The sequence below is a fragment of the Pseudomonas sp. RC4D1 genome (assembly GCF_018390395.1).
GTDB classification, from domain to species: domain Bacteria; phylum Pseudomonadota; class Gammaproteobacteria; order Pseudomonadales; family Pseudomonadaceae; genus Aquipseudomonas; species Aquipseudomonas danubii.
On the sequence record NZ_JAHBAW010000002.1, the window covers coordinates 1,548,120 to 1,569,618 of the forward strand.

The 21,499-nt window shown below is 62.0% G+C and carries 16 protein-coding genes; 12 read left to right on the top strand and 4 right to left on the bottom strand.

The window, feature by feature from the left end:
• Positions 1-3: 3 nt before the first annotated feature.
• Positions 4-1,431, bottom strand: coding sequence for an arginine-ornithine antiporter (gene arcD / locus KHO49_RS22690; protein WP_102880671.1), 1,428 nt, complete (start codon positions 1,429-1,431; stop codon positions 4-6).
• Positions 1,432-1,882: 451 nt separating this feature from the next.
• On the opposite strand from arcD (KHO49_RS22690), the gene arcD (KHO49_RS22695) reads away from it, so the two are divergent.
• The 12 genes from arcD (KHO49_RS22695) to KHO49_RS22750 all read left to right on the top strand — a co-directional run bounded on the left by arcD (KHO49_RS22695) (position 1,883) and on the right by KHO49_RS22750 (position 16,336).
• A complete protein-coding gene (arcD, locus tag KHO49_RS22695; RefSeq protein ID WP_102880672.1) occupies positions 1,883-3,310 on the top strand; it encodes an arginine-ornithine antiporter in 1,428 nt (475 codons plus the stop codon).
• Positions 3,311-3,361: 51 nt separating this feature from the next.
• The gene (arcA, locus tag KHO49_RS22700) at positions 3,362-4,618 is read left to right on the top strand and encodes an arginine deiminase (protein WP_102860582.1); all 1,257 of its coding nucleotides are present in this window, start codon (positions 3,362-3,364) and stop codon (positions 4,616-4,618) included.
• 77 nt (positions 4,619-4,695) lie between these two features.
• Positions 4,696-5,706 carry an ornithine carbamoyltransferase gene (locus KHO49_RS22705; protein ID WP_015636749.1) on the top strand — a complete coding sequence of 337 codons (1,011 nt, stop codon included), beginning with the start codon at positions 4,696-4,698 and terminating at the stop codon, positions 5,704-5,706.
• A 59-nt stretch (positions 5,707-5,765) separates the two neighbouring features.
• Complete coding sequence (arcC, locus tag KHO49_RS22710; protein WP_102880673.1) at positions 5,766-6,695, top strand: carbamate kinase; 930 nt, start codon at positions 5,766-5,768, stop codon at positions 6,693-6,695.
• A 71-nt stretch (positions 6,696-6,766) separates the two neighbouring features.
• Positions 6,767-7,126 (top strand): DUF5064 family protein, encoded by a 360-nt coding sequence (locus tag KHO49_RS22715; protein WP_102860580.1) that lies wholly within the window; start codon positions 6,767-6,769, stop codon positions 7,124-7,126.
• Between the two features lie 124 nt (positions 7,127-7,250).
• Positions 7,251-8,759: a transcriptional regulator GcsR gene (gcsR, locus tag KHO49_RS22720; RefSeq protein ID WP_102880674.1), complete on the top strand. Its 1,509-nt coding sequence runs from the start codon at positions 7,251-7,253 to the stop codon at positions 8,757-8,759.
• Positions 8,760-9,174: 415 nt separating this feature from the next.
• Positions 9,175-9,558: a glycine cleavage system protein GcvH gene (gene gcvH, locus KHO49_RS22725; RefSeq protein ID WP_102860578.1), complete on the top strand. Its 384-nt coding sequence runs from the start codon at positions 9,175-9,177 to the stop codon at positions 9,556-9,558.
• 10 nt (positions 9,559-9,568) lie between these two features.
• Positions 9,569-12,424 carry an aminomethyl-transferring glycine dehydrogenase gene (gene gcvP / locus KHO49_RS22730; RefSeq protein ID WP_213665852.1) on the top strand — a complete coding sequence of 952 codons (2,856 nt, stop codon included), beginning with the start codon at positions 9,569-9,571 and terminating at the stop codon, positions 12,422-12,424.
• A gap of 180 nt (positions 12,425-12,604) precedes the next feature.
• A complete protein-coding gene (locus tag KHO49_RS22735; protein WP_102880676.1) occupies positions 12,605-13,981 on the top strand; it encodes an L-serine ammonia-lyase in 1,377 nt (458 codons plus the stop codon).
• Positions 13,982-14,021: 40 nt separating this feature from the next.
• Positions 14,022-15,146, top strand: a complete 1,125-nt coding sequence (gcvT, locus tag KHO49_RS22740; protein ID WP_170001694.1) for a glycine cleavage system aminomethyltransferase GcvT — start codon at positions 14,022-14,024, stop codon at positions 15,144-15,146.
• Between the two features lie 392 nt (positions 15,147-15,538).
• Positions 15,539-15,751, top strand: coding sequence for a cold-shock protein (locus KHO49_RS22745; protein WP_007977299.1), 213 nt, complete (start codon positions 15,539-15,541; stop codon positions 15,749-15,751).
• Between the two features lie 96 nt (positions 15,752-15,847).
• Positions 15,848-16,336 carry an RDD family protein gene (locus tag KHO49_RS22750; RefSeq protein ID WP_102880677.1) on the top strand — a complete coding sequence of 163 codons (489 nt, stop codon included), beginning with the start codon at positions 15,848-15,850 and terminating at the stop codon, positions 16,334-16,336.
• Positions 16,337-16,399: 63 nt separating this feature from the next.
• On the opposite strand, the gene nadA is transcribed toward KHO49_RS22750, so the two are convergent.
• The 3 genes from nadA to KHO49_RS22765 all read right to left on the bottom strand — a co-directional run bounded on the left by nadA (position 16,400) and on the right by KHO49_RS22765 (position 21,496).
• The gene (gene nadA / locus KHO49_RS22755) at positions 16,400-17,458 is read right to left on the bottom strand and encodes a quinolinate synthase NadA (protein WP_213665853.1); all 1,059 of its coding nucleotides are present in this window, start codon (positions 17,456-17,458) and stop codon (positions 16,400-16,402) included.
• A 331-nt stretch (positions 17,459-17,789) separates the two neighbouring features.
• On the bottom strand, positions 17,790-18,431 hold the full coding sequence (locus KHO49_RS22760; RefSeq protein ID WP_213665854.1) for a thioesterase domain-containing protein: 642 nt from the start codon (positions 18,429-18,431) through the stop codon (positions 17,790-17,792).
• Positions 18,428-21,496, bottom strand: coding sequence for an AMP-binding protein (locus KHO49_RS22765; protein ID WP_213665855.1), 3,069 nt, complete (start codon positions 21,494-21,496; stop codon positions 18,428-18,430). The genes KHO49_RS22760 and KHO49_RS22765 overlap by 4 nt, the downstream gene beginning before the upstream one ends.
• Positions 21,497-21,499: the final 3 nt, after the last annotated feature.

Below are 21,499 nucleotides of genomic sequence, written 5' to 3' on the forward strand. Positions count from 1 at the left end.
CGATCACAGCGCCAGCAGACCGCTGTACAGGCCATAAGCCGCCAGCGAAGCGCCGATGATCACAGCACTGAAGATCAGCTTTTCCAGCGGGGTGAACAGCGGCTGGCCCTGCTCGCGCTTGGCCTGGGCAAACAGAATCACCCCGGGCGCATAGAGCAGCGCCGACAGCAGCAGGTACTTCAAGCCGCCGGCGTACAACAGCCAGATGGCGTAGCTCAGGGCCACGACGGCGATGAACAGGTCCTTCATCCGCTCCCGGGAGGCTTGCTCGTAGGTTTCCCCACGGCCGCTGAGCAACACCGCGTAGGCCGCCGACCACAGGTAGGGCACCAGGATCATCGACGATGCCAAATAGATCAGGCTGGTATAGGTGCCGGCGGAAAACAGGGTGATCAACAGGAAGATCTGGATCATCACGTTGGTCAGCCACAGGGCATTGACCGGCACATGGTTGGCGTTCTCCTTCTTCAGGAACGCCGGCATGGTCCGGTCCCGGGCGGTCGCGTAGAGAATCTCCGCGCACAGCAGGGCCCAGGACAACAGCGCCCCCAGCAGGGAAATCGCCAGGCCAATGCTGATCAGCAAGGCGCCCCAGGGGCCGACGATATGTTCCAGCACCGCTGCCAGGGAAGGGTTCTGCAGCTTGGCCAGTTCAGGCTGGCTCATGATCCCCAGGGACAGCACATTCACCAACACCAGCAGCGCCAGCACCCCCAGGAAGCCGATCACCGTGGCCCGTCCGACGTCCGCGCGTTTCTGCGCCCGGGCCGAGTAGACGCTGGCGCCCTCGATGCCGATGAACACGAATACCGTGACCAGCATCATGTTGCGCACCTGGTCCATCACCCCGCCAAAATTCGGATTGCTGCGGCCCCAGATATCGCGGGTGAAGATGTCGGCCTTGAACGCCACGGCCGCAATGACGATGAACATCACCAGCGGCACAATCTTCGCCACCGTGGTCAATTGGTTGATGAAGGCCGCCTCCTTGATCCCGCGCAGCACCAGAAAATGCACGGCCCACAGCAGCAATGACGCACAACCGATGGCCACCGGGGTATTGCCCTGGCCGAACACTGGGAAGAAATAGCCCAGGGTACTGAACAGCAGGACGAAGTAGCCGACGTTGCCCAGCCAGGCACTGATCCAGTAACCCCAGGCGGACGAGAAGCCCATGTAGTCGCCGAATCCGGCCTTGGCATAGGCATAGACTCCGGAATCCAGCTCCGGCTTGCGATTGGCCAGGGTCTGGAAAACGAACGCCAGGGTCAGCATGCCCACAGCGGTAATTCCCCAGCCGATCAGCACCGCACCGGCATCTGCCCGGGCGGCCATGTTCTGCGGCAGGGAAAAGATCCCACCGCCAATCATGGAACCCACGACCAGAGCGATCAGTGCACCGAGTTGAAGCTTCTGCGCCGGTTGTGTCATCCCTACCTCTGCCTCAGTGAGTCGATCTGGCGATAAACCTGAAGTTTATTAAATAACGTCTACAAACGTGCGTCTAACAGTAACAGTCAATTAATCATCCTTTATCCGCACTGGCTTTAGATACCCTGCAGAAGACACTGAATAACCGAGTGTTTTGTTCTGTAAATGTACTAAGTGCCATCATCAGTAAGTGATTAATAAACACCCGTAAAGATTTGCACATTCTGCAAAAGGGTCTAGTTTCAAACATCGTCGGTAATGAGAACCCCTACTGATTAGGAGATCACAAAGCGTCTGGAATGGCCCTTTCAGGGCAGCATTCTACCTCCCGTAATAAATCTTAAGTCATTCATTCACAACGGAATGTAGCGATGAACTGATCTAAGTCAGCTGTTCGGATTGCCAGCAGATTTACTCTGAAGTCTCTCTTCTCCTGCATTGGAGTCACGCAATGTCTGAATCCCCCGGTAAACTAAGACTGGGCGCCTTAGTCGCCCTGGTAGTGGGTTCCATGATTGGCGGCGGGATCTTCTCCTTACCGCAAAATATGGCAGCCAGCGCCGATGTCGGTGCAGTTCTTATTGGTTGGGCAATTACCGCTGTCGGCATGTTGACCCTGGCATTTGTCTTCCAGACCCTGGCCAATCGCAAACCTGATCTGGACGGTGGTGTATATGCCTACGCCAAGGCCGGATTCGGCGACTACATGGGTTTCTCGTCAGCCTGGGGCTACTGGATCAGCGCCTGGCTGGGCAACGTCGGCTATTTCGTCCTGCTGTTCAGCACCTTGGGCTATTTCTTCCCGATCTTCGGCGAGGGCAACACCCCGGCCGCGGTGATCGGTGCCTCGGTGCTGCTCTGGGCCGTGCACTTCCTGGTGCTGCGCGGCATCAAGGAGGCGGCCTTCATCAACCTGGTGACCACGGTCGCCAAGGTCGTACCGCTGCTGCTGTTCGTGCTGATTGCCCTGTTCGCCTTCAAGCTGGACATCTTCACCGCCGACATCTGGGGCGTGAAGAACCCGGACCTGGGCAGCGTGATGAACCAGGTGCGCAATATGATGCTGGTCACCGTCTGGGTGTTCATCGGCATCGAGGGCGCCAGCATCTTCTCCTCCCGGGCGGAAAAGCGCTCGGACGTGGGCAAGGCCACTGTCATCGGCTTCATCACCGTGCTGCTGTTCCTGGTGCTGGTGAACGTGCTGTCCCTGGGGATCATGACCCAGCCGGAACTGGCCAAGCTGCAGAACCCGTCCATGGCTGCCGTGCTGGAGCATGTGGTGGGCCACTGGGGCGCGGTGCTGATCAGCGTCGGCCTGATCATCTCGCTGCTGGGGGCGCTGCTGTCCTGGGTGCTGCTGTGTGCGGAGATCATGTTCGCCGCGGCCAAGGACCACACCATGCCGGAGTTCCTGCGCCGCGAGAACGCCAACCATGTACCGGCCAACGCCCTGTGGCTGACCAATGCCATGGTGCAGATCTTCCTGGTCATCACCCTGTTCTCGGCCAGCACCTACCTGTCGCTGATCTACCTCGCCACCTCGATGATCCTGGTGCCCTATCTGTGGTCCGCGGCCTACGCGGTGCTGCTGGCGGTGCGCGGCGAAAGCTACGAACAAGCCCTGGCCGAGCGCAAGAAGGACCTGATCATCGGCGGCATCGCCCTGCTCTACGCGATGTGGCTGCTGTATGCCGGCGGGGTCAAGTACCTGCTGCTCTCGGCCCTGCTCTACGCCCCCGGCGTGGTGCTGTTCGCCAAGGCCAAGATGGAACTGCACAAACCGATTTTCACCAACGTCGAGAAGCTGATTTTTGCCGCGGTGGTCATAGGCGCCCTGGTGGCGGCCTACGGGCTCTACGACGGCTTCCTGACCCTGTAACACCGCCTTTCAAGCAACACCCGATTGTTTTGTCTCTGGAGGATCACAGTAATGACCACGGAAAAAGTTAAGTACGGCGTCCATTCCGAAGCCGGTAAACTGCGCAAAGTCATGGTTTGCTCCCCAGGCCTGGCCCACCAGCGGCTGACCCCGAACAACTGCGACGAACTGCTGTTCGATGATGTGCTGTGGGTGGCCCAGGCCAAACGCGACCATTTCGACTTCGTCACCAAGATGCGCGAGCGGGACATTGATGTGCTGGAAATGCACAACCTGCTGACCGACATCGTCGCCATCCCCGAAGCCCTGGACTGGATTCTGGAGCGCAAGATCACCGCCAATCAGGTCGGCCTGGGCCTGGTCAACGAAGTCGGCTCGTGGCTGCGCAGCCTGGAACCACGCAAGGTCGCCGAGTTCCTCATCGGCGGCGTCTCCGCCGACGACCTGCCCAGCAGCTTCGGCGGCAAGACCATCGAGATGTTCCGCGACTTCCTCGGCCACTCCAGCTTCATCCTGCCGCCGCTGCCCAACACTCAGTTCACCCGCGACACCACTTGCTGGATCTACGGTGGCGTGACCCTGAACCCGATGTACTGGCCGGCGCGACGTCAGGAAACCCTGCTGACCACTGCCATCTACAAATTCCACCCCGAGTTCACCCACGCCGACTTCCAGATCTGGTACGGCGACCCCGACCAGGAACACGGCAATGCCACCCTGGAAGGCGGCGACGTGATGCCTATCGGCAATGGCGTGGTCCTGATCGGCATGGGCGAACGCTCCTCGCGCCAGGCCATCGGCCAACTGGCACTGAGCCTGTTCAAGCACAAGGCCGTGGAACGGGTGATCGTTGCCGGCCTGCCGAAGTCCCGCGCGGCCATGCACCTGGATACCGTGTTCAGCTTCTGCGACCGCGACCTGGTCACAGTCTTCCCGGAAGTGGTGAGCCAGATCGTCGCCTTCAGCCTGCGCCCTGACGAAAGCAAACCGGGCGGCATTGACGTGCGCCGCGAAGAAACCAGCTTCCTCGACACCGTGGCCAAGGCCCTCAACCTCAAGGCCCTGCGCGTGGTGGAAACCGGTGGCAACAGCTTCGCCGCCGAGCGCGAGCAATGGGACGACGGCAACAACGTGGTGGCCGTGGAGCCGGGCGTGGTCATCGGCTACGACCGCAACACCTACACCAACACCCTGCTGCGCAAGGCCGGGGTCGAGGTCATCACCATCAGCGCCGGCGAACTGGGTCGCGGCCGTGGCGGTGGTCACTGCATGACCTGCCCGATCATCCGCGATCCGATCGACTACTGAGCCTTTAGACGACACCCTCTCCGACCGCGCCTACCCGGCGCCGGTCGGACCGATTACCGAATCCGAGGAAATTAATCATGGCGTTCAACATCCACAACCGTAACCTGCTGAGCCTGGAACACCACACCCCACGCGAACTGCGCTACCTGCTGGACCTGTCCCGTGACCTCAAGCGCGCCAAGTACACCGGCACCGAGCAGCAGCACCTCAAGGGCAACAACATCGCCCTGATCTTCGAAAAGACCTCGACCCGCACCCGTTGCGCCTTCGAAGTGGCCGCCTATGACCAGGGCGCCAACGTCACCTACATCGACCCCAACTCGTCGCAGATCGGCCACAAGGAAAGCATGAAGGACACCGCCCGGGTGCTGGGGCGCATGTACGACGCCATCGAGTACCGCGGCTTCAAGCAGGAAATCGTCGAAGAACTGGCGAAATTCGCAGGCGTCCCGGTGTTCAACGGCCTGACCGACGAATACCACCCAACCCAGATGATCGCCGACGTGCTGACCATGCGTGAACACGCCGACAAGCCGATCCACGAGATCAGCTACGCCTACCTGGGGGACGCCCGCAACAACATGGGCAACTCGCTGCTGCTGGTGGGCGCCAAGCTCGGCATGGACGTGCGCATCTGCGCGCCCAAGGCGCTGTGGCCCCATGACGACCTGGTGCAGCGCTGCAAGCAATACGCCGAGGAAAGCGGTGCCCGCATCACCCTCACCGAAGACCCGAAGGCCGCGGTCAAGGGCGTGGACTTCATCCACACCGACGTCTGGGTCTCCATGGGCGAGCCGGTGGAAGCCTGGGCCGAGCGCATCGAGCAACTGCTGCCGTACCAGGTCAACGCCCAGCTGATGAAAGCCACCGGCAACCCGCGGACCAAGTTCATGCACTGCCTGCCGGCCTTCCACAACAGCGACACCAAGGTGGGCAAGCAGATCGCCGAGCAGTATCCGCACCTGGCCAACGGCATCGAAGTCACCGACGACGTATTTGAGTCCCCGGCCTGCATCGCCTTCGAGCAAGCGGAGAACCGCATGCACACCATCAAGGCGATCCTGGTTTCGACCCTGGCCGACCTCTAACCCGCCTCCCCTGCAGGTGCTGGCTTGCCAGCGCCTGCAACCTCTAGAAGGACTGCATTATGCGTATCGTCGTTGCACTGGGCGGTAACGCCCTGCTCCGCCGTGGTGAACCCATGACCGCGGACAACCAACGCGCCAATATCCGCATCGCCACCGAACAGATCGCCAAGATCCATCCCGGCAACCAGTTGGTGATTGCTCACGGCAATGGCCCGCAAGTGGGCCTGCTGTCGCTGCAGGCCGCCGCCTACACCCAGGTTTCGCCCTACCCGCTGGACGTGCTCGGTGCCGAGACCGAAGGCATGATCGGCTACATCATCGAACAGGAACTGGGCAACCTGCTGGACTTCGAGGTGCCCTTCGCCACCTTGCTGACCCAGGTGGAAGTGGACGCCAAGGACCCGGCCTTCAAGAACCCGACCAAGCCCATCGGCCCGGTCTACAGCCAGGAAGAGGCCGAGAAGCTGGCCAAGGAGAAAGGCTGGGCCATCGCCCCGGACGGCGACAAGTACCGCCGGGTGGTGGCCAGCCCGAAACCCAAGCGCATCTTCGAGATCCGCCCGATCAAGTGGCTGCTGGAAAAGAGCAGCATCGTGATCTGCGCCGGCGGTGGCGGCATTCCGACGATGTACGGCGAGGACGGCAAGCTCAAGGGCATCGAGGCGGTGATCGACAAGGACCTGTGTTCGGCGCTGCTGGCCGAGCAACTCGAAGCCGATCTGCTAGTGATCGCCACCGACGTCAACGCGGCATTCATCGACTTCGGCAAGCCGACCCAGAAGGCCATCGCCCAGGCCCACCCGGATGAAATGGACAAGCTGGGCTTTGCCGCCGGCTCCATGGGGCCCAAGGTCCAGGCCGCCTGCGAATTTGCCCGCCACACTGGCAAAGTCGCGGTGATCGGTTCACTCTCGGACATCGAAGCGATCGTCCAGGGCAAGGCCGGCACCCGCATCAGCACAGCGAAAGCCGGCATCAGCTACCTGTAAGACGCTTGCTGTGAGAACACGGGGCAGGCCCGCTGCCTGCCCTCATTCAAAGCCCTGGAGGAGAGACGCCTATGGCCATGTTTGAGCCCGGTCACCTGCATATAGAGCGCCATGCGCTGAGCAAGGACGACTTCAGCTACAACCTGTGCATCGACTACGAACTGGCCCAGGACCCCAAGGAGGGTCATGGCATGCTGTTCACCCTGCACGGCACCATTGAAGACAAATCCTTGAAAGAGCAGTTCTTCCTGGCCAAGGACCTGGCCTTTGACTTCGCCCGTCACGCCACCCGCATCGCCCAGCAGTACGGCTTGCCCAAGAGCGCCAGCATTGCCTCCATGCACAAGTACTACGACGAGATGTTCGAAGACGTACGCAAGCAACTGAACGTCAAGCCCGGCGACCCGATCAACCCCGAACACCTGGCATGACCCCCCTTCTGTAGGAGCCGGCTTGCCGGCACGCCGGCTCCTACAACGCCCCATCGATTTCGACTAAGGCCCTCGCCCAAGGCATACTGGCGCACTTCAGTGTCCCAGAATCTTCTGTCATCCCATGCGTATCCACGTCAGTTTCATCGACCGCGTCGGCATTACCCAGGAAGTCCTGGCCCTGCTGGGCGGACGCAATCTCAACCTGGATGCGGTGGAGATGGTGCCGCCCAACGTCTATATCGACGCCCCGACCCTGAGCCCCCAGGTACTGGAAGAGTTGCGTGATGCGCTGTTCAACGTACAGGGCGTGCAGGCGGTAACGGTGGTCGATATCCTGCCCGGCCAGCGTCGCCACTTGCAGTTGGACGCCTTGCTGGCGGCCATGACCGATCCGGTACTGGCCCTGGACAGCGCCGGCAAGGTATTGCTGGCCAACCCGGCGCTGATCGCCCTGTATGGTCGTGAACCGGCGGGAGAAAGCGTCGCCGAACTGTTTGCCGATGCCGCACTGCTGGAGGCCCTGCTGGAAAACGGCTTTCGCCTGCCGCTGCGGGAAATCATGGTCAACGGACAGACGCTGCTGCTGGATGCCACGCCCATTACCGATGCCGGCGCGCTGCTGACCCTGTATCAACCCAACCGCATCGGCGAGCGACTCTCGGCCCTGCACCATGATCACGCCGAAGGCTTCGATGCCCTGCTCGGCGAATCCCCGGCAATTCGCACGCTCAAGGCCCGGGCCCAAAGGGTCGCGGCCCTGGATGCACCGCTGTTGATCCAAGGGGAAACCGGCACCGGCAAGGAGCTGGTGGCCCGCGCCTGCCACGCCATCAGCGCTCGGCACAGTGCGCCCTTCCTGGCCCTGAACTGCGCAGCACTGCCGGAAAACCTCGCCGAGAGCGAACTGTTCGGCTACGCCCCCGGGGCCTTCACCGGGGCCCAGCGCGGCGGCAAGCCGGGGCTGATGGAGCTGGCCAACCAGGGCACGGTGTTTCTCGATGAGATCGGCGAGATGTCGCCTTACCTGCAGGCCAAGCTGCTGCGTTTTCTCAATGACGGCAGTTTTCGCCGGGTCGGTGGCGATCGCGAGATCAAGGTCAATGTGCGCATCCTCAGCGCCACCCATCGTGACCTGGAAAAGATGGTCGGCGAAGGCAGCTTCCGCGAAGACCTGTTCTACCGCCTCAACGTATTGAATGTCGAAGTGCCGCCGCTGCGCGAACGTGGCCAGGACATCCTGCTGCTGGCCCGCTACTTCATGCAGCAGGCCTGCGCGCAGATCCAGCGCCCGGTGTGTCGCCTGACCCCGGGCACCTACCCCGCCCTGCTGGGCAACCGCTGGCCGGGCAACGTGCGGCAGTTGCAAAACGTGATCTTTCGCGCCGCTGCGATCTGCGAAAGCAACCTGGTGGATATCGGCGACCTGGACATCGCCGGCACCTCGGTGGCACGACAGAACGATACCGAAGTCGAGAGCCTGGAACAGGCAGTGGAAGCCTTCGAGAAGGAACTGCTGGAAAACCTCTACAGCAACTACCCTTCGACCCGGCAACTGGCCAACCGCCTGCAGACCTCCCATACCGCCATCGCCCATCGCCTGCGCAAATACGGCATCCCCAGCAAGGCCTGACCTGCCCCCTCACCCGTAGGAGCCGGCTCGCCGGCGAAGAGGCCCTCAAGCCCTGTGTCGCTCTTAAGGGTGCTTTCGCTGGCAAGCCAGCTCCTACCTCCCCGCCGCGTCTACCGTTCTAGAAACGACCTGCAACTGTACTGAAAGCGCTACAGCGGAACGATTTCGCTACACAGCCTTGTAATCGCTGCCGTGCAAGGCTTTGATCCTCAAAGCCTTTTTTCTACAGCATCAGGTGTAGCGATTTCGCTACACGCGAAAATTTCAGGCCAAAGAGAAAAACACTCAAGCCATTGTTTTTAAAGGATTAAGTATTTATTGGCCGTGTTCTTGCTATGGACATTGTCATTCGGCTCGGCCCTGCACGAGCATTCAATCGCGTCCACCAGACGAGTCTGGCCCTTGAGGAGTTTCCATGAGCGAGTTGCGTTTTACTGAAGATCACGAATGGCTGCGTAGCGAAGCGGATGGCAGTGTCACCGTCGGCATCACGGCTTTCGCCCAGAACGCTCTGGGTGATGTGGTGTTTGTGCAACTGCCAGAGCTGCAGAGCTACGACAAGGGCGCCGAAGCCGCCACCGTGGAATCGGTAAAGGCCGCCAGCGGCGTGTACATGCCCCTGGACGGTGAAGTGGTCGCCACCAACCCGGCCCTGGAAGACAGCCCGGAACTGGTCAACGAAGATCCGCTGGGTGAAGGCTGGTTCTTCCGCTTCATTCCCGCCGATGCCGCCGCTGTCGGCCAACTGCTGGATCAGGACGCCTACGACCGCCTGATCAAAGCCAGCGCCGAAGCCTGAGGAGCCCGTCATGACCGTCAACCTGACTACCGCCAACGAATTCATCGCGCGCCACATCGGTCCGCGCCAGGGCGATGAGCAAGCCATGCTCAACAGCCTGGGCTTCGACTCCCTGGAAGCCCTGAGCGCCAGCGTGATTCCCGACAGCATCAAGGGCACCAGCGTGCTGGACCTGGGTCAGGGCCAGAGCGAAGCCCAGGCCCTGGCCTCGATCAAGGCCATCGCCGCCAAGAACCAACTGTTCAAGACCTACATCGGCCAGGGCTACTACAGCTGTCACACGCCTTCGCCGATCCTGCGCAACCTGCTGGAAAACCCGGCCTGGTACACCGCCTACACCCCCTACCAGCCAGAAATCTCCCAAGGTCGCCTGGAAGCCCTGCTGAACTTCCAGACCCTGATCAGCGACCTGACCGGCCTGCCGATCGCCAACGCCTCGCTGCTGGACGAAGGCACTGCCGCCGCCGAAGCCATGACTTTCTGCAAGCGCCTGAGCAAGAACAAGGGCAGCCACGCCTTCTTCGCTTCCGTGCATTGCCACCCGCAAACCCTGGACGTACTGCGCACTCGTGCCGAGCCCCTGGGGATCAACGTGGTGGTTGGCGATGAGCGCAAACTGACCGATGTCAGCCCGTTCTTCGGTGCTCTGCTGCAATACCCGGCAAGCAACGGCGACCTGTTCGACTACCGCGAACTGGCCGAGCGCTTCCACGCTGCCAACGCCCTGGTGGCCGTGGCCGCCGACCTGCTGGCCCTGAGCCTGCTGACCCCGCCGGGCGAGTTCGGTGCCGACGTGGCCATCGGCAGCGCCCAGCGCTTCGGCGTGCCGTTGGGCTTCGGTGGTCCGCACGCGGCTTACTTCTCCACTCGCGATGCCTTCAAGCGCGACATGCCGGGCCGTCTGGTCGGTGTCTCTGTAGACCGTTTCGGCAAGCCGGCCCTGCGCCTGGCCATGCAGACCCGCGAGCAGCATATCCGCCGTGAAAAGGCCACCAGCAACATCTGCACCGCCCAGGTCCTGCTGGCCAACATCGCCAGCATGTACGCCGTGTACCACGGCCCCAAAGGCCTGATCCAGATTGCCCAGCGCACCCACCAACTGACCGCGATCCTGGCCAAGGGCCTGAAGGACCTGGGGCTGGCCGTGGAGCAGGACAACTTCTTCGACACCCTGAGCCTGCGCACCGGTGCCGACACCGCCGCGCTGCACGACAAGGCTCGCGCCCAGGGCATCAATCTGCGGGTGATCGACGCCGAGCGCCTGGGTCTGTCCCTGGACGAAACCAGCACCCAGGCCGACGTTGAAGGCCTGTGGAACCTGCTGGGCGAAGGCAAGGCCGCGCCGGACTTCGCCGCCCTGGCGGCTGCGGTCACCAGCAGCATCCCCGCCGCCCTGGTCCGTCAGTCGGCGATCCTCAGCCACCCGGTGTTCAACCGCTATCACTCGGAAACCGAGCTGATGCGCTACCTGCGCAAATTGGCGGACAAGGACCTGGCCCTGGATCGCACCATGATCCCGCTGGGTTCCTGCACCATGAAGCTCAACGCCGCCAGCGAGATGATCCCGATCACCTGGGCCGAGTTCGGTGCTCTGCACCCCTTCGCTCCGGCCGAGCAAAGCGCCGGCTACCAGCAACTGACCACCGAGCTGGAAGCCATGCTCTGCGCCGCCACCGGCTACGACGCCGTCTCCCTGCAGCCCAACGCCGGCTCCCAGGGCGAGTACGCCGGTCTCCTGGCCATCCGCGCCTATCACCAGAGTCGTGGCGATGACCGTCGCGACATCTGCCTGATTCCTTCCTCGGCCCACGGTACCAACCCGGCCACTGCCAACATGGCTGGCATGCGCGTGGTGGTCACCGCCTGCGACGCCCGCGGCAACGTCGATATTGAAGACCTGCGGGCCAAGGCCATCGAGCACCGCGAACACCTCGCCGCGCTGATGATCACTTACCCGTCGACCCACGGTGTGTTCGAAGAAGGCATCCGCGAAATCTGCGGCATCATTCATGACAACGGCGGCCAGGTGTACATCGATGGCGCCAACATGAACGCCATGGTCGGCCTCTGCGCGCCGGGCAAATTCGGTGGCGATGTGTCCCACCTGAACCTGCACAAGACCTTCTGCATTCCCCACGGCGGTGGCGGTCCGGGCGTTGGCCCGATCGGCGTCAAATCGCACCTGGCGCCTTTCCTGCCGGGCCACGCGGCGCTGGAAAACAAGACAGGCGCGGTGTGTGCCGCACCGTTCGGCAGCGCCAGCATCCTGCCGATCACCTGGATGTACATCCGCATGATGGGCGGCGCCGGTCTCAAGCGCGCTTCGCAGCTGGCCATCCTCAATGCCAACTACATTTCCCGGCGCCTGGAAGAACACTATCCAGTGCTCTATACCGGCAGCAACGGCCTGGTGGCCCACGAATGCATCCTCGACCTGCGTCCTTTGAAAGACAGCAGTGGCATCAGCGTCGATGACGTGGCCAAGCGCCTGATCGATTTTGGCTTCCACGCGCCGACCATGTCGTTCCCGGTGGCCGGTACCCTGATGATCGAACCGACCGAAAGCGAATCCAAGGAAGAACTGGACCGCTTCTGCGACGCCATGATCCGCATCCGCGAGGAAATCCGCGCCGTGGAAAACGGCACTCTGGACAAGGACGACAACCCGCTGAAGAACGCTCCGCACACGGCAGCAGAACTGGTGGGCGAATGGTCCCATCCGTACAGCCGCGAGCAGGCCGTGTACCCAGTGGCCTCGCTGATCGAAGGCAAGTACTGGCCGCCGGTTGGTCGGGTCGACAACGTGTTTGGCGACCGCAACCTGGTGTGCGCCTGCCCGTCGATCGAAAGCTACCAGGACGCCTAAGCCGTCCATCACAGGAGAGCCGTGCCCCTGCAGATACCGCGTATACCTGTAGGAGCCGGCTCGCCGGCGATGAGCAATAACGCATCAATCGGGCAGAGCAGCGGCGCCTGAATCGCGGGCAAGCCCGCTCCTGTAAGTGCCTGCTTGCCGATCAATACAATAAGAAACCGGAGAACCAACATGTCCCTGAGCGTGTTCGACCTGTTCAAGATTGGCATCGGCCCCTCCAGTTCCCACACCGTCGGCCCGATGCGCGCAGCCGCGCGTTTTGTCGAAGGCCTGCGGCGCGATCAACTGCTGGCCAGCACCACCTGCGTCAAAGTCGAGCTGTACGGCTCGCTGGGCGCCACCGGTAAAGGCCATGGCAGCGACAAGGCGGTGCTGCTGGGCCTGGAAGGTGAACACCCGGACACCGTGAACACCGAAAACATCGCCGCACGCCTGCAGCAAATACGCAGCAGCGGACGTATCGATCTGCTCGGCGAACACAGCATTGCGTTCAACGAGAAAGAACACCTGGCAATGATCCGCAAACCCCTGGCCTATCACCCCAATGGCATGATTTTCCGTGCCTTCGATAGCGCCGGTCTGCAGATCCGCAGCCGTGAGTACTACTCCGTTGGCGGCGGTTTCGTGGTCGACGAAGACGCCGCCGGCGCCGACCGTATCGTCGAAGACACCACTCGCTTGACCTTTCCTTTCAGGAACGCCAAGGAGCTGCTGCAGCACTGCAGCACTTACGGCTTGTCCATCAGCCAGGTGATGCTGACCAACGAAAGCGCCTGGCGCCCGGAAGCGGAAACCCGTGCCGGACTGCTGAAGATCTGGCAGGTGATGCAGGACTGCGTGGACGCCGGTTGTCGCAATGAAGGGATTCTGCCCGGCGGACTCAAGGTCAAGCGCCGCGCTGCCGCCTTGCATCGCCAACTGTGCAAACACCCGGAAGCGGCACTGCGCGATGCCCTGTCAGTACTGGACTGGGTCAACCTCTACGCCCTGGCGGTGAATGAAGAAAACGCCAACGGCGGGCGAGTGGTCACCGCCCCTACCAATGGCGCGGCCGGAATCATTCCGGCGGTGCTGCATTACTACATGCGCTTCATCCCCGGGGCCAACGAAGACGGGGTGGTGCGTTTTCTCCTCACGGCTGCGGCCATCGGCATTCTGTACAAGGAAAACGCCTCGATCTCCGGCGCCGAAGTCGGCTGCCAGGGCGAAGTGGGCGTGGCCTGTTCGATGGCGGCCGGGGCCTTGTGCGAAGTCCTCGGAGGCAGCGTGCAGCAGGTGGAGAACGCCGCGGAAATCGGCATGGAACACAATCTCGGATTGACCTGCGACCCGATTGGCGGCCTGGTGCAAGTGCCCTGCATCGAGCGCAACGCCATGGGGTCGGTCAAAGCCATCAACGCGGTGCGCATGGCCCTGCGCGGCGACGGGCAGCATTTCGTCTCCCTGGATAAAGTCATTCGCACCATGCGCCAGACCGGCGCCGACATGAAAAGCAAATACAAGGAAACCGCCCGTGGCGGTCTGGCCGTGAACATTATCGAGTGCTGATGCCCAAGCGACGCATCCGCACATTTTTCAGGAGTTGCCCATGTCCACCGAAACACTGTTGAAAACCCCATTGCACAGCCTGCACCTGGAACTCGGCGCCCGCATGGTGCCGTTCGCCGGCTACGACATGCCGGTGCAGTACCCGCTTGGGGTAATGAAAGAGCATCAGCACACCCGTGAGCACGCCGGTCTGTTCGATGTGTCCCACATGGGGCAGATCCGCTTGAGCGGCGCCAATGCCGCCCAGGCCCTGGAAACCCTGGTGCCGGTAGACATCATCGACTTGCCGGTGGGCATGCAGCGCTACGCCATGTTCACCAACGAACAGGGCGGTATCCTCGATGACCTGATGGTCGCCAACCTGGGCGACGGGCAACTGTTCCTGGTGGTCAACGCCGCGTGCAAGGAGCAGGACCTGGCCCATCTGCGCCAGCACATCGGCGATCAATGCGACATCCAACCCCTGTTCGAAGAACGCGCCCTGCTGGCACTGCAAGGACCGGCAGCAGTCACCGTACTGGCACGCCTGGCGCAGGAAGTGGCGCAGATGACCTTCATGCAGTTCAAGCCGGTGCAGGTGCTGGGCGCCGACTGTTTTGTCAGCCGTTCGGGTTACACCGGAGAGGACGGCTTCGAAATCTCGGTACCGGCTGATCAGGCGGAAAAACTTGCCCGGGCGCTGTTGGCCGAGCCGGAAGTGGCGGCCATTGGGCTGGGCGCCCGTGACTCCCTGCGCCTGGAAGCCGGCCTGTGCCTGTATGGCCACGATATGAACAGCGACACCACGCCGATCCAGGCCAGCCTGCTGTGGGCTATCTCCAAGGTCCGCCGTGCCGATGGTGCCAGGGCTGGCGGTTTCCCAGGCGCCCAGGCGATCTTTGCCCAACAGCAAGATGGCGTCAGTCGCAAACGCGTCGGCCTGCTGCCCCAGGAACGGACACCGGTACGAGAAGGCGCGGAAATCGTCGACGCCGAAGGCAACATCATCGGTAGCGTCTGCAGCGGCGGCTTCGGCCCCACCTTGGGCGGTCCATTGGCCATGGGTTACCTCGACGTGAAGCACAGTGCACTTGATACGCCGGTTGCTGCGATAGTTCGTGGGAAAAAGGTGCCAATGCTTGTAAGCAAAATGCCATTCGTGCCACAACGCTACTACCGTGGCTAAAGGACTGTTTCTATAAGTAACGCGGTTGCGTTAGAAGTGCACTAATCTGTAACGCAACCGCCATAAAACAGTGCATATTTTCGATACTGAACGCTACTTATAACGCCCGAAAACAATTGAACAACTCTATCGAATAAGCCCTGCACGCTAGTTCCGCCAAACCTCGGAAAGCTGAGTAAAACCGGGGCTTCGCGGGGCTTGTTTTTTCTCCCATAGTTGGCGTAGAGTTTCCCCACTGTGTTTGCATGGGTCGCTTGGAATCGTGACCTGGGCAGTAGCTAACAAGTTTGCTACAACCCGTTCGACGTCTCTTACTTTCCTGCAACCCAGCCCAGTACTCTTTCATGAGGAAGAGACTGTCATTAATTTTTTAGCGTCAAAGGAAATAAGAAATGTCCCAACGTCAGAGCGGTACCGTCAAGTGGTTTAACGACGAGAAAGGTTTTGGTTTTATCACTCCAGAAAGCGGTCCGGATCTGTTCGTACACTTCCGCGCCATTCAGGGCAACGGCTTCAAGAGCCTGAAAGAAGGCCAAAAAGTGACCTTCATCGCTGTGCAAGGCCAGAAAGGCATGCAGGCTGACGAAGTACAAGCAGAAGCTTAATCGTCTGTAACGAAAAAGCCCCTGATGCTGACATCAGGGGCTTTTTTGTGCGCGCAATTCCGTAAAATGGCTTCTTTTTTCAGTCGAGAGCCTGTCATGTCGAAACATCTGCTAAGCCCCCAAGGCGAATTCCCCGCCGCCGGTCTGGGTCGTCGCCTGGCAGCGATGTTCTATGATTTTCTACTCTGCGTCGCCCTGCTGATTGTCACGGGCGGCCTCTACAAACTGATCCAGATGCAAATCATCGGCGAAACGCGGATGCGCGCCCTGACCGAGTCTGGAGCCCTGGACGGCGATCCACTGTACTCAACCGTACTGCTGTTCGTGCTGTTCGGTTTTTTCGCCAAGTTCTGGACCCATTCCGGACAGACCCTGGGCATGCAAGTCTGGGGCATTCGGGTGCAGAACGCCGATGGCAGCCGCATCAGCCTGTGGCAGGCGCTGTTGCGTTTCATGGTGTCCATCGCGTCCTGGCTGTGCGCCGGCCTGGGCTTCTTCTGGGTGCTGGTGGACAAGCAGAAACGCAGCTGGCACGACATCTATTCCAATACCCAGCTGGTGCGTATCCCCAAGAAAAAGAAATAGCCCGCCACTCACAAAAACGCCCCGACAGATCGGGGCGTTTTCATGATAACGGGAGAAAACCGATCAGGCGTTACCCGCCAGTTTCATCCGCGCCGCCTGGGTAAAGTCCAGCATGCGCTTGAGCGGCCGAACCGCATTAGGGATCAGCGCCGGGTCCACATAGATCTCGTTGCTGCCCTGCTGCAGGCACTGCAAGGTGCGCTCAAGGGTATTCATGGCCATCCACGGGCAATGGGCACAACTGCGGCACGCCGCGCCGTTACCGGCAGTAGGCGCCTCGATGAACACCTTGTCCGGGCACAGCTGCTGCATCTTGTAGAAGATGCCGCGGTCGGTAGCGACGATGAAGGTCTTGTTCGGCAAGCGCTGCGCGGCCGCGATCAACTGGCTGGTGGAGCCAACCGCGTCAGCCAGATCGATCACCGAACTGGGGGACTCCGGGTGCACCAGGATCGCCGCCTCTGGGTACAGCGCCTTCATGTCTTCCAGCTGCTTGGACTTGAACTCTTCATGAACGATGCATGCACCGTCCCAGAGCAGCATGTCGGCACCGGTCTGGCGCTGGATGTAAGTACCCAGGTGCTTGTCCGGCCCCCAGATGATCTTCTCGCCGTTATCCATCAGGCTTTCGACGATCTCCAGGGCGCAGCTGGAGGTGACCACCCAATCGGCGCGGGCTTTGACCGCTGCCGAGGTGTTGGCATACACCACCACGGTACGCTCGGGATGCTGATCGCAAAAAGCCGAGAACTCATCCACCGGGCAACCCAGATCGAGAGAGCAAGTGGCTTCCAGCGTCGGCATCAGCACGCGTTTTTCAGGATTGAGAATCTTCGCCGTTTCCCCCATGAAGCGGACACCGGCAACCACGACGGTCTTGGCCGGATGGGCATTGCCGAAGCGCGCCATTTCCAGGGAGTCGGAAACACAGCCACCGGTTTCTTCGGCCAGGGCCTGAATCACCGGATCACAATAGAAATGTGCAACCAGCACCGCATCCTGAGCCTTGAGCTCGGCAGCGATGGCGGTACGCAGATGGGCCTCTTGCTCAGCGCTCAAGGGTTTGGGCTGCTTGGCGTCGAGGTGGGCTTGAACCAGAAGGCGTTCAGAAATTTGCGTCATGTTCGCAAGACCTGCAGGCGCTTGGGCGCGAAAGTCGAGTATACCACCGGCTCCGGACCGCTTAGGGCCCCGCCGGGAGAGTGAGTTCATCAGGTACGGACAGCATTGGAGCCGCGCAAGGCTACAGAATATCCAGGGTATTCAAAAGCCTATTCTGCCCAACAGCCACGCCCTGCCCCGCCGGCTCCGTATCTGCCCCGGGCGCGTTCAAGACGCGCCTGGACCGTCGGTCGGGCCGAACACTACCCAGCCCCGGTCCGGCATGCACCACCAGGAGGTGCAAGGAACGACCCGACGGGAACTTCACCCGCCTCGAACAACCCACAACCGCTCACCAAGCGATTCGCGGCAGGGCAGTGCGATCCAGAAGCCAGGTCGCCACATCAGGGCTGTTGATCACTGAAGCATGGTGACTCCGCTCATCCCGCCAGTAGCGATTGTCCTGGGCCGGATCGAGGCCCAAGCCCTGGGCCAGCGCCTCGGCGCTGCGGCCAGCGGACAGCAGCACATCCACCGCGCGCCCCTTCAGCGACACGGCCTGCCACTCAGAGAGCAGCAGGATATTGCCGTGGACACAGTCGCGGCTGACCAACTGTGCATCCACCAAGTCGTCGATATAGGCGTACTGCGGGTCGGCTTCCAGGCGCTGGGCAATGGCGGCCGGGGCCAGTCCTCGTAGCTCGGACAGCCGTGGCGGGTCCACCAGCAATACGGGCTGCGGCGCACTCGCCGGGCCCCGCTGTGCCACGCAACAAGCGGCCACATAGGCGCCGAATGAGTAACCCAGCACCGCGTCCACTGTACTCAGGTCATGCTCCTGGGCAATGTTTCGGGCCAGGGTGCCGACACTGGAATAGGGCCAGTAGTCGCTGTAGTTGACCTGCACCAGCGACACCCGCCCCTTGAGCGCCCTCCCCAGGGCGGAAAAACAGATCGGATGGCCGACAAAGTCGGGAAAGCAGATCAGCCTCATCGCCGTTCCCCCGCCGCAACAAAAGACTCAAGGAAGGCCCGGGCCTGCGGCTCTGGCAAATAGCTGTTGAGCAGCACCTCGCAGCCCTGGGGCGACTTGACCACCGTCAGATCGAGCAGGGTCTTGGGCCACTCAGTGACCGGGTTGGCGATCCGGGTTTGCAGCCACTGTGCATCACTGGCCGGCAGCTCGACGAAGTTGCACAGGAACGCCGGGGCAAAGCCATACAAGCCCAGCGCAGCCAGTATCTCCTCATAGCCGAGCGCCGCTCGGGCCAGCTTGGCATTCAGGTAGTCCATGGTGGCTTGCGGCTCGCAACCCTGGGCAAATCGCCCCGCTGTCAGCGGCACCGGCACGGTGTAAGTGGAGAAACCGCTGATCACCGCCTGCTCGGCCCAGGCGAACAGCAGATTGACAATCGGCGCCTCAATTCCCAGTCCCCCGACGCAGCCCTGGCGAAACGCCTGCAACAGGTGGAACAGACGTTGTGGCGAGGCCAGCTTCAGCGGGTCCATGGCCAACCGCGTCCGCATCTGTACCGCCTGGGCGGTGGCCACTGGCGCTACGACATCGGCCAGCGGCGCATACTCCTCGGCCTCCTGCTCCCAGGCCTCGGTGCCGCCATCTGCCAGGCGTTCATAGTCCTCGACCTGCATCAGGTTGTTACCGATAAAGGAAAAATCCGCCCCCTCCACTATCAACTGCGGGTCCTGCGCCAACTGCTCAACGCTGCGCAGCAGGCTCAGTTGTCCAACGTGGTTGCCGAGAATGTGATGCAGCCACAGCCCCAAGTGCAGGACGCCGTCGATGCGCACCTTGAACAGGCTGCACAGGTCCTGTTCGAACAATGACAGCGGCCGCTGGAGGAAGTGTTCCACACAGGCCTCCTGGCTGGGGAACTCCGCCACGGCGTCCAGCCACAGGCGCGCCGGCGGCTCGGGAGCCAGGTCGAAACAGTACTCGCCCTCGACCCGGGCCACTCGACAGCCCGCTAGCGGATAACGCTGCTTCAGCCCCTGGGCCAGCGTCGCCAGGTCCAGCCCGGCGGCCGGCAACTGCTCGGGCCGGAACAGATAGAGCACGTTGTTGGCCCGCAGGTCCTTGTGCAACAGCTCGGCATACACCATCGACAGCTGGCTCTTGTTCAGGCCGATCCAGCGACTGTCACCAGCCGCCTGCAACGGCTCGGGAACGTTGCGCAACACCTCCCGGGCCTGGCTGGCGGAGGTGGCGCGGACCACGGCAAAACGCCCCAGGTGGCTGTTGATCGAAAACCCTGCATGGGCTTCGGACAGCGACTCCTGCTGCAGCGGCGTGACGTAGTATTGCTCGGTGCCCCTTTCCAGCAACGACGCCAAAACGGGCTGCGCCTGCAGCCAGTCCAGCAACTGCTGCAGGCTGCTCATGCGGTAGAACTGTTCCAGGCCCAGGCCCTCCCGGCCCAGGTGCCGGTTCACCGTATCCACCAGCTTGATCGCCCCCAGTGAGTTGCCTCCGTTGTCGAAGAAACTGCGCTGACGGTCATGAGCGCACACGCCAAAGCGCGCGAGAAAACGCCCCGCTGCCGAATCGTCCACGTCCCGGGGCCGCTGCTCGCCGCACAGGCGCTGCTTCAGTTCAGCGATATCCAGCTTGCCGGACGCCCGCAGGGGAAAGCGTTCAAGCCCGACAAAGCGCTGCGGCAACATGAACGGCGGCAGGCGTTGCCGACCATACTCGGCCAGCGCCCCAGGCTCGACACCGGGGGCTTCCAGGTACACCAGCAGCAACTGCGCCTCGCTCCCCAGATCATCCAGCAGCACCGCACAGTCGAGCATTCCCGGATAACGCTTGAAGGCCGCAGCCACCTCAGTCAACGACAGGCGCTGGCCACGCAACTTGATCTGGTCATCGCTGCGGCCGTGAAAGTGATACAGCCCCTGGCCATCGCGGGAAACCAGATCACCGCTGCGGTAGCAACGCAGAGTCTGGCCCTGCCACGGCCGTTCGATGAAGCGCTCCCGGGTCAGCGCCGCGTCCCCAAGATAACCGGGGGACAGCCCATCTCCGGCAATCAGCAATTCACCGGGCTCATCCACATCGCATTCCTGCCCGTCGGCCCGCACCAGCAGCAAGACAGCATCGTCCACGCCATGGCCGATGGGAATCTCCCGGGTGCTGTCAAAGTCCCGGGGAATGGCATAGACGCAAGTGCCCATGGTGTTTTCCGTGGGGCCATAACCGTTGTACAGCGTCAGCCCGTCGGCGGCGGCATAGGCCTGCTGGATATGCCCCGCGGACAGCACCTCGCCGCCGACCATCAGCCGCTGGACACCCCGCAGCCAGTCGCGATCGATGTCGATGAAGGTGTTGAACAGGGTCGAGGTCAGCCACAGGCTGTCGACCCCGGCGTCATGGATGTAACGCCGCAGGTGCCCGAGGGTCAGTGGACCGGGGACATGAATATGCAGCTCGCCGCCATTGAGCAGCGCGGTCCAGATCTCGAACTGCGAGGCATCGAAGGTCAGGTTCGAGGCATAGAGCATGCGAAAACCCGGCTGCAACGGAAAGTGTCGCGGGCGGTCGCAAAAGCCCAACACCCCGCGATGGGTGCAGGGAATGATCTTCGGTGCGCCAGTAGTGCCGCTGGAAAAGTTCACGTACACCGGCTCGGCACCGGTTAGCTGCGGCCAGCACGGCCGCTCGTCCGTCGGCGCCAGCAATGGCTCCAGTGCCAGATACCCGGGGCCACCGGCAGCCTCCTGAGTGATGCGCCAATGCACGCCGCTGCGCTCACAGACCGACTGGTTCCACTGGGGCGGATTGCTGCGGTCTAGATAGCAGTACGACAGGCCTGCCCGGACCATGCCCACCAGCAGCACCAGTTGCTCGATCGAACGCTCCACCTCCAGGCCCAGGGTGCTGCCCGGCGACAGGCCGAGGCCCAGCAGCCGCGCCGCCACAGCGGCCGAGCGCTGCTCCAGCTCTCGGTAGCTGAGCCGTGCGCCGTTGCAGCTCAGCGCGGTGTCCGTGGCGTGGCGAGCGAAGACTTCATCCAGGCGCGAAGCAATAGATAGATGGCCCATGCC

Coding starts and splice junctions, on each gene's coding strand:
- arcD (WP_102880671.1), bottom strand. CDS start 1,431: ATGACACAACCGGCGCAGAAGCTTCAACTCGGTGCACTGATCGCTCTG.
- arcD (WP_102880672.1), top strand. CDS start 1,883: ATGTCTGAATCCCCCGGTAAACTAAGACTGGGCGCCTTAGTCGCCCTG.
- arcA (WP_102860582.1), top strand. CDS start 3,362: ATGACCACGGAAAAAGTTAAGTACGGCGTCCATTCCGAAGCCGGTAAA.
- KHO49_RS22705 (WP_015636749.1), top strand. CDS start 4,696: ATGGCGTTCAACATCCACAACCGTAACCTGCTGAGCCTGGAACACCAC.
- arcC (WP_102880673.1), top strand. CDS start 5,766: ATGCGTATCGTCGTTGCACTGGGCGGTAACGCCCTGCTCCGCCGTGGT.
- KHO49_RS22715 (WP_102860580.1), top strand. CDS start 6,767: ATGGCCATGTTTGAGCCCGGTCACCTGCATATAGAGCGCCATGCGCTG.
- gcsR (WP_102880674.1), top strand. CDS start 7,251: ATGCGTATCCACGTCAGTTTCATCGACCGCGTCGGCATTACCCAGGAA.
- gcvH (WP_102860578.1), top strand. CDS start 9,175: ATGAGCGAGTTGCGTTTTACTGAAGATCACGAATGGCTGCGTAGCGAA.
- gcvP (WP_213665852.1), top strand. CDS start 9,569: ATGACCGTCAACCTGACTACCGCCAACGAATTCATCGCGCGCCACATC.
- KHO49_RS22735 (WP_102880676.1), top strand. CDS start 12,605: ATGTCCCTGAGCGTGTTCGACCTGTTCAAGATTGGCATCGGCCCCTCC.
- gcvT (WP_170001694.1), top strand. CDS start 14,022: ATGTCCACCGAAACACTGTTGAAAACCCCATTGCACAGCCTGCACCTG.
- KHO49_RS22745 (WP_007977299.1), top strand. CDS start 15,539: ATGTCCCAACGTCAGAGCGGTACCGTCAAGTGGTTTAACGACGAGAAA.
- KHO49_RS22750 (WP_102880677.1), top strand. CDS start 15,848: ATGTCGAAACATCTGCTAAGCCCCCAAGGCGAATTCCCCGCCGCCGGT.
- nadA (WP_213665853.1), bottom strand. CDS start 17,458: ATGACGCAAATTTCTGAACGCCTTCTGGTTCAAGCCCACCTCGACGCC.
- KHO49_RS22760 (WP_213665854.1), bottom strand. CDS start 18,431: ATGAGGCTGATCTGCTTTCCCGACTTTGTCGGCCATCCGATCTGTTTT.
- KHO49_RS22765 (WP_213665855.1), bottom strand. CDS start 21,496: ATGGGCCATCTATCTATTGCTTCGCGCCTGGATGAAGTCTTCGCTCGC.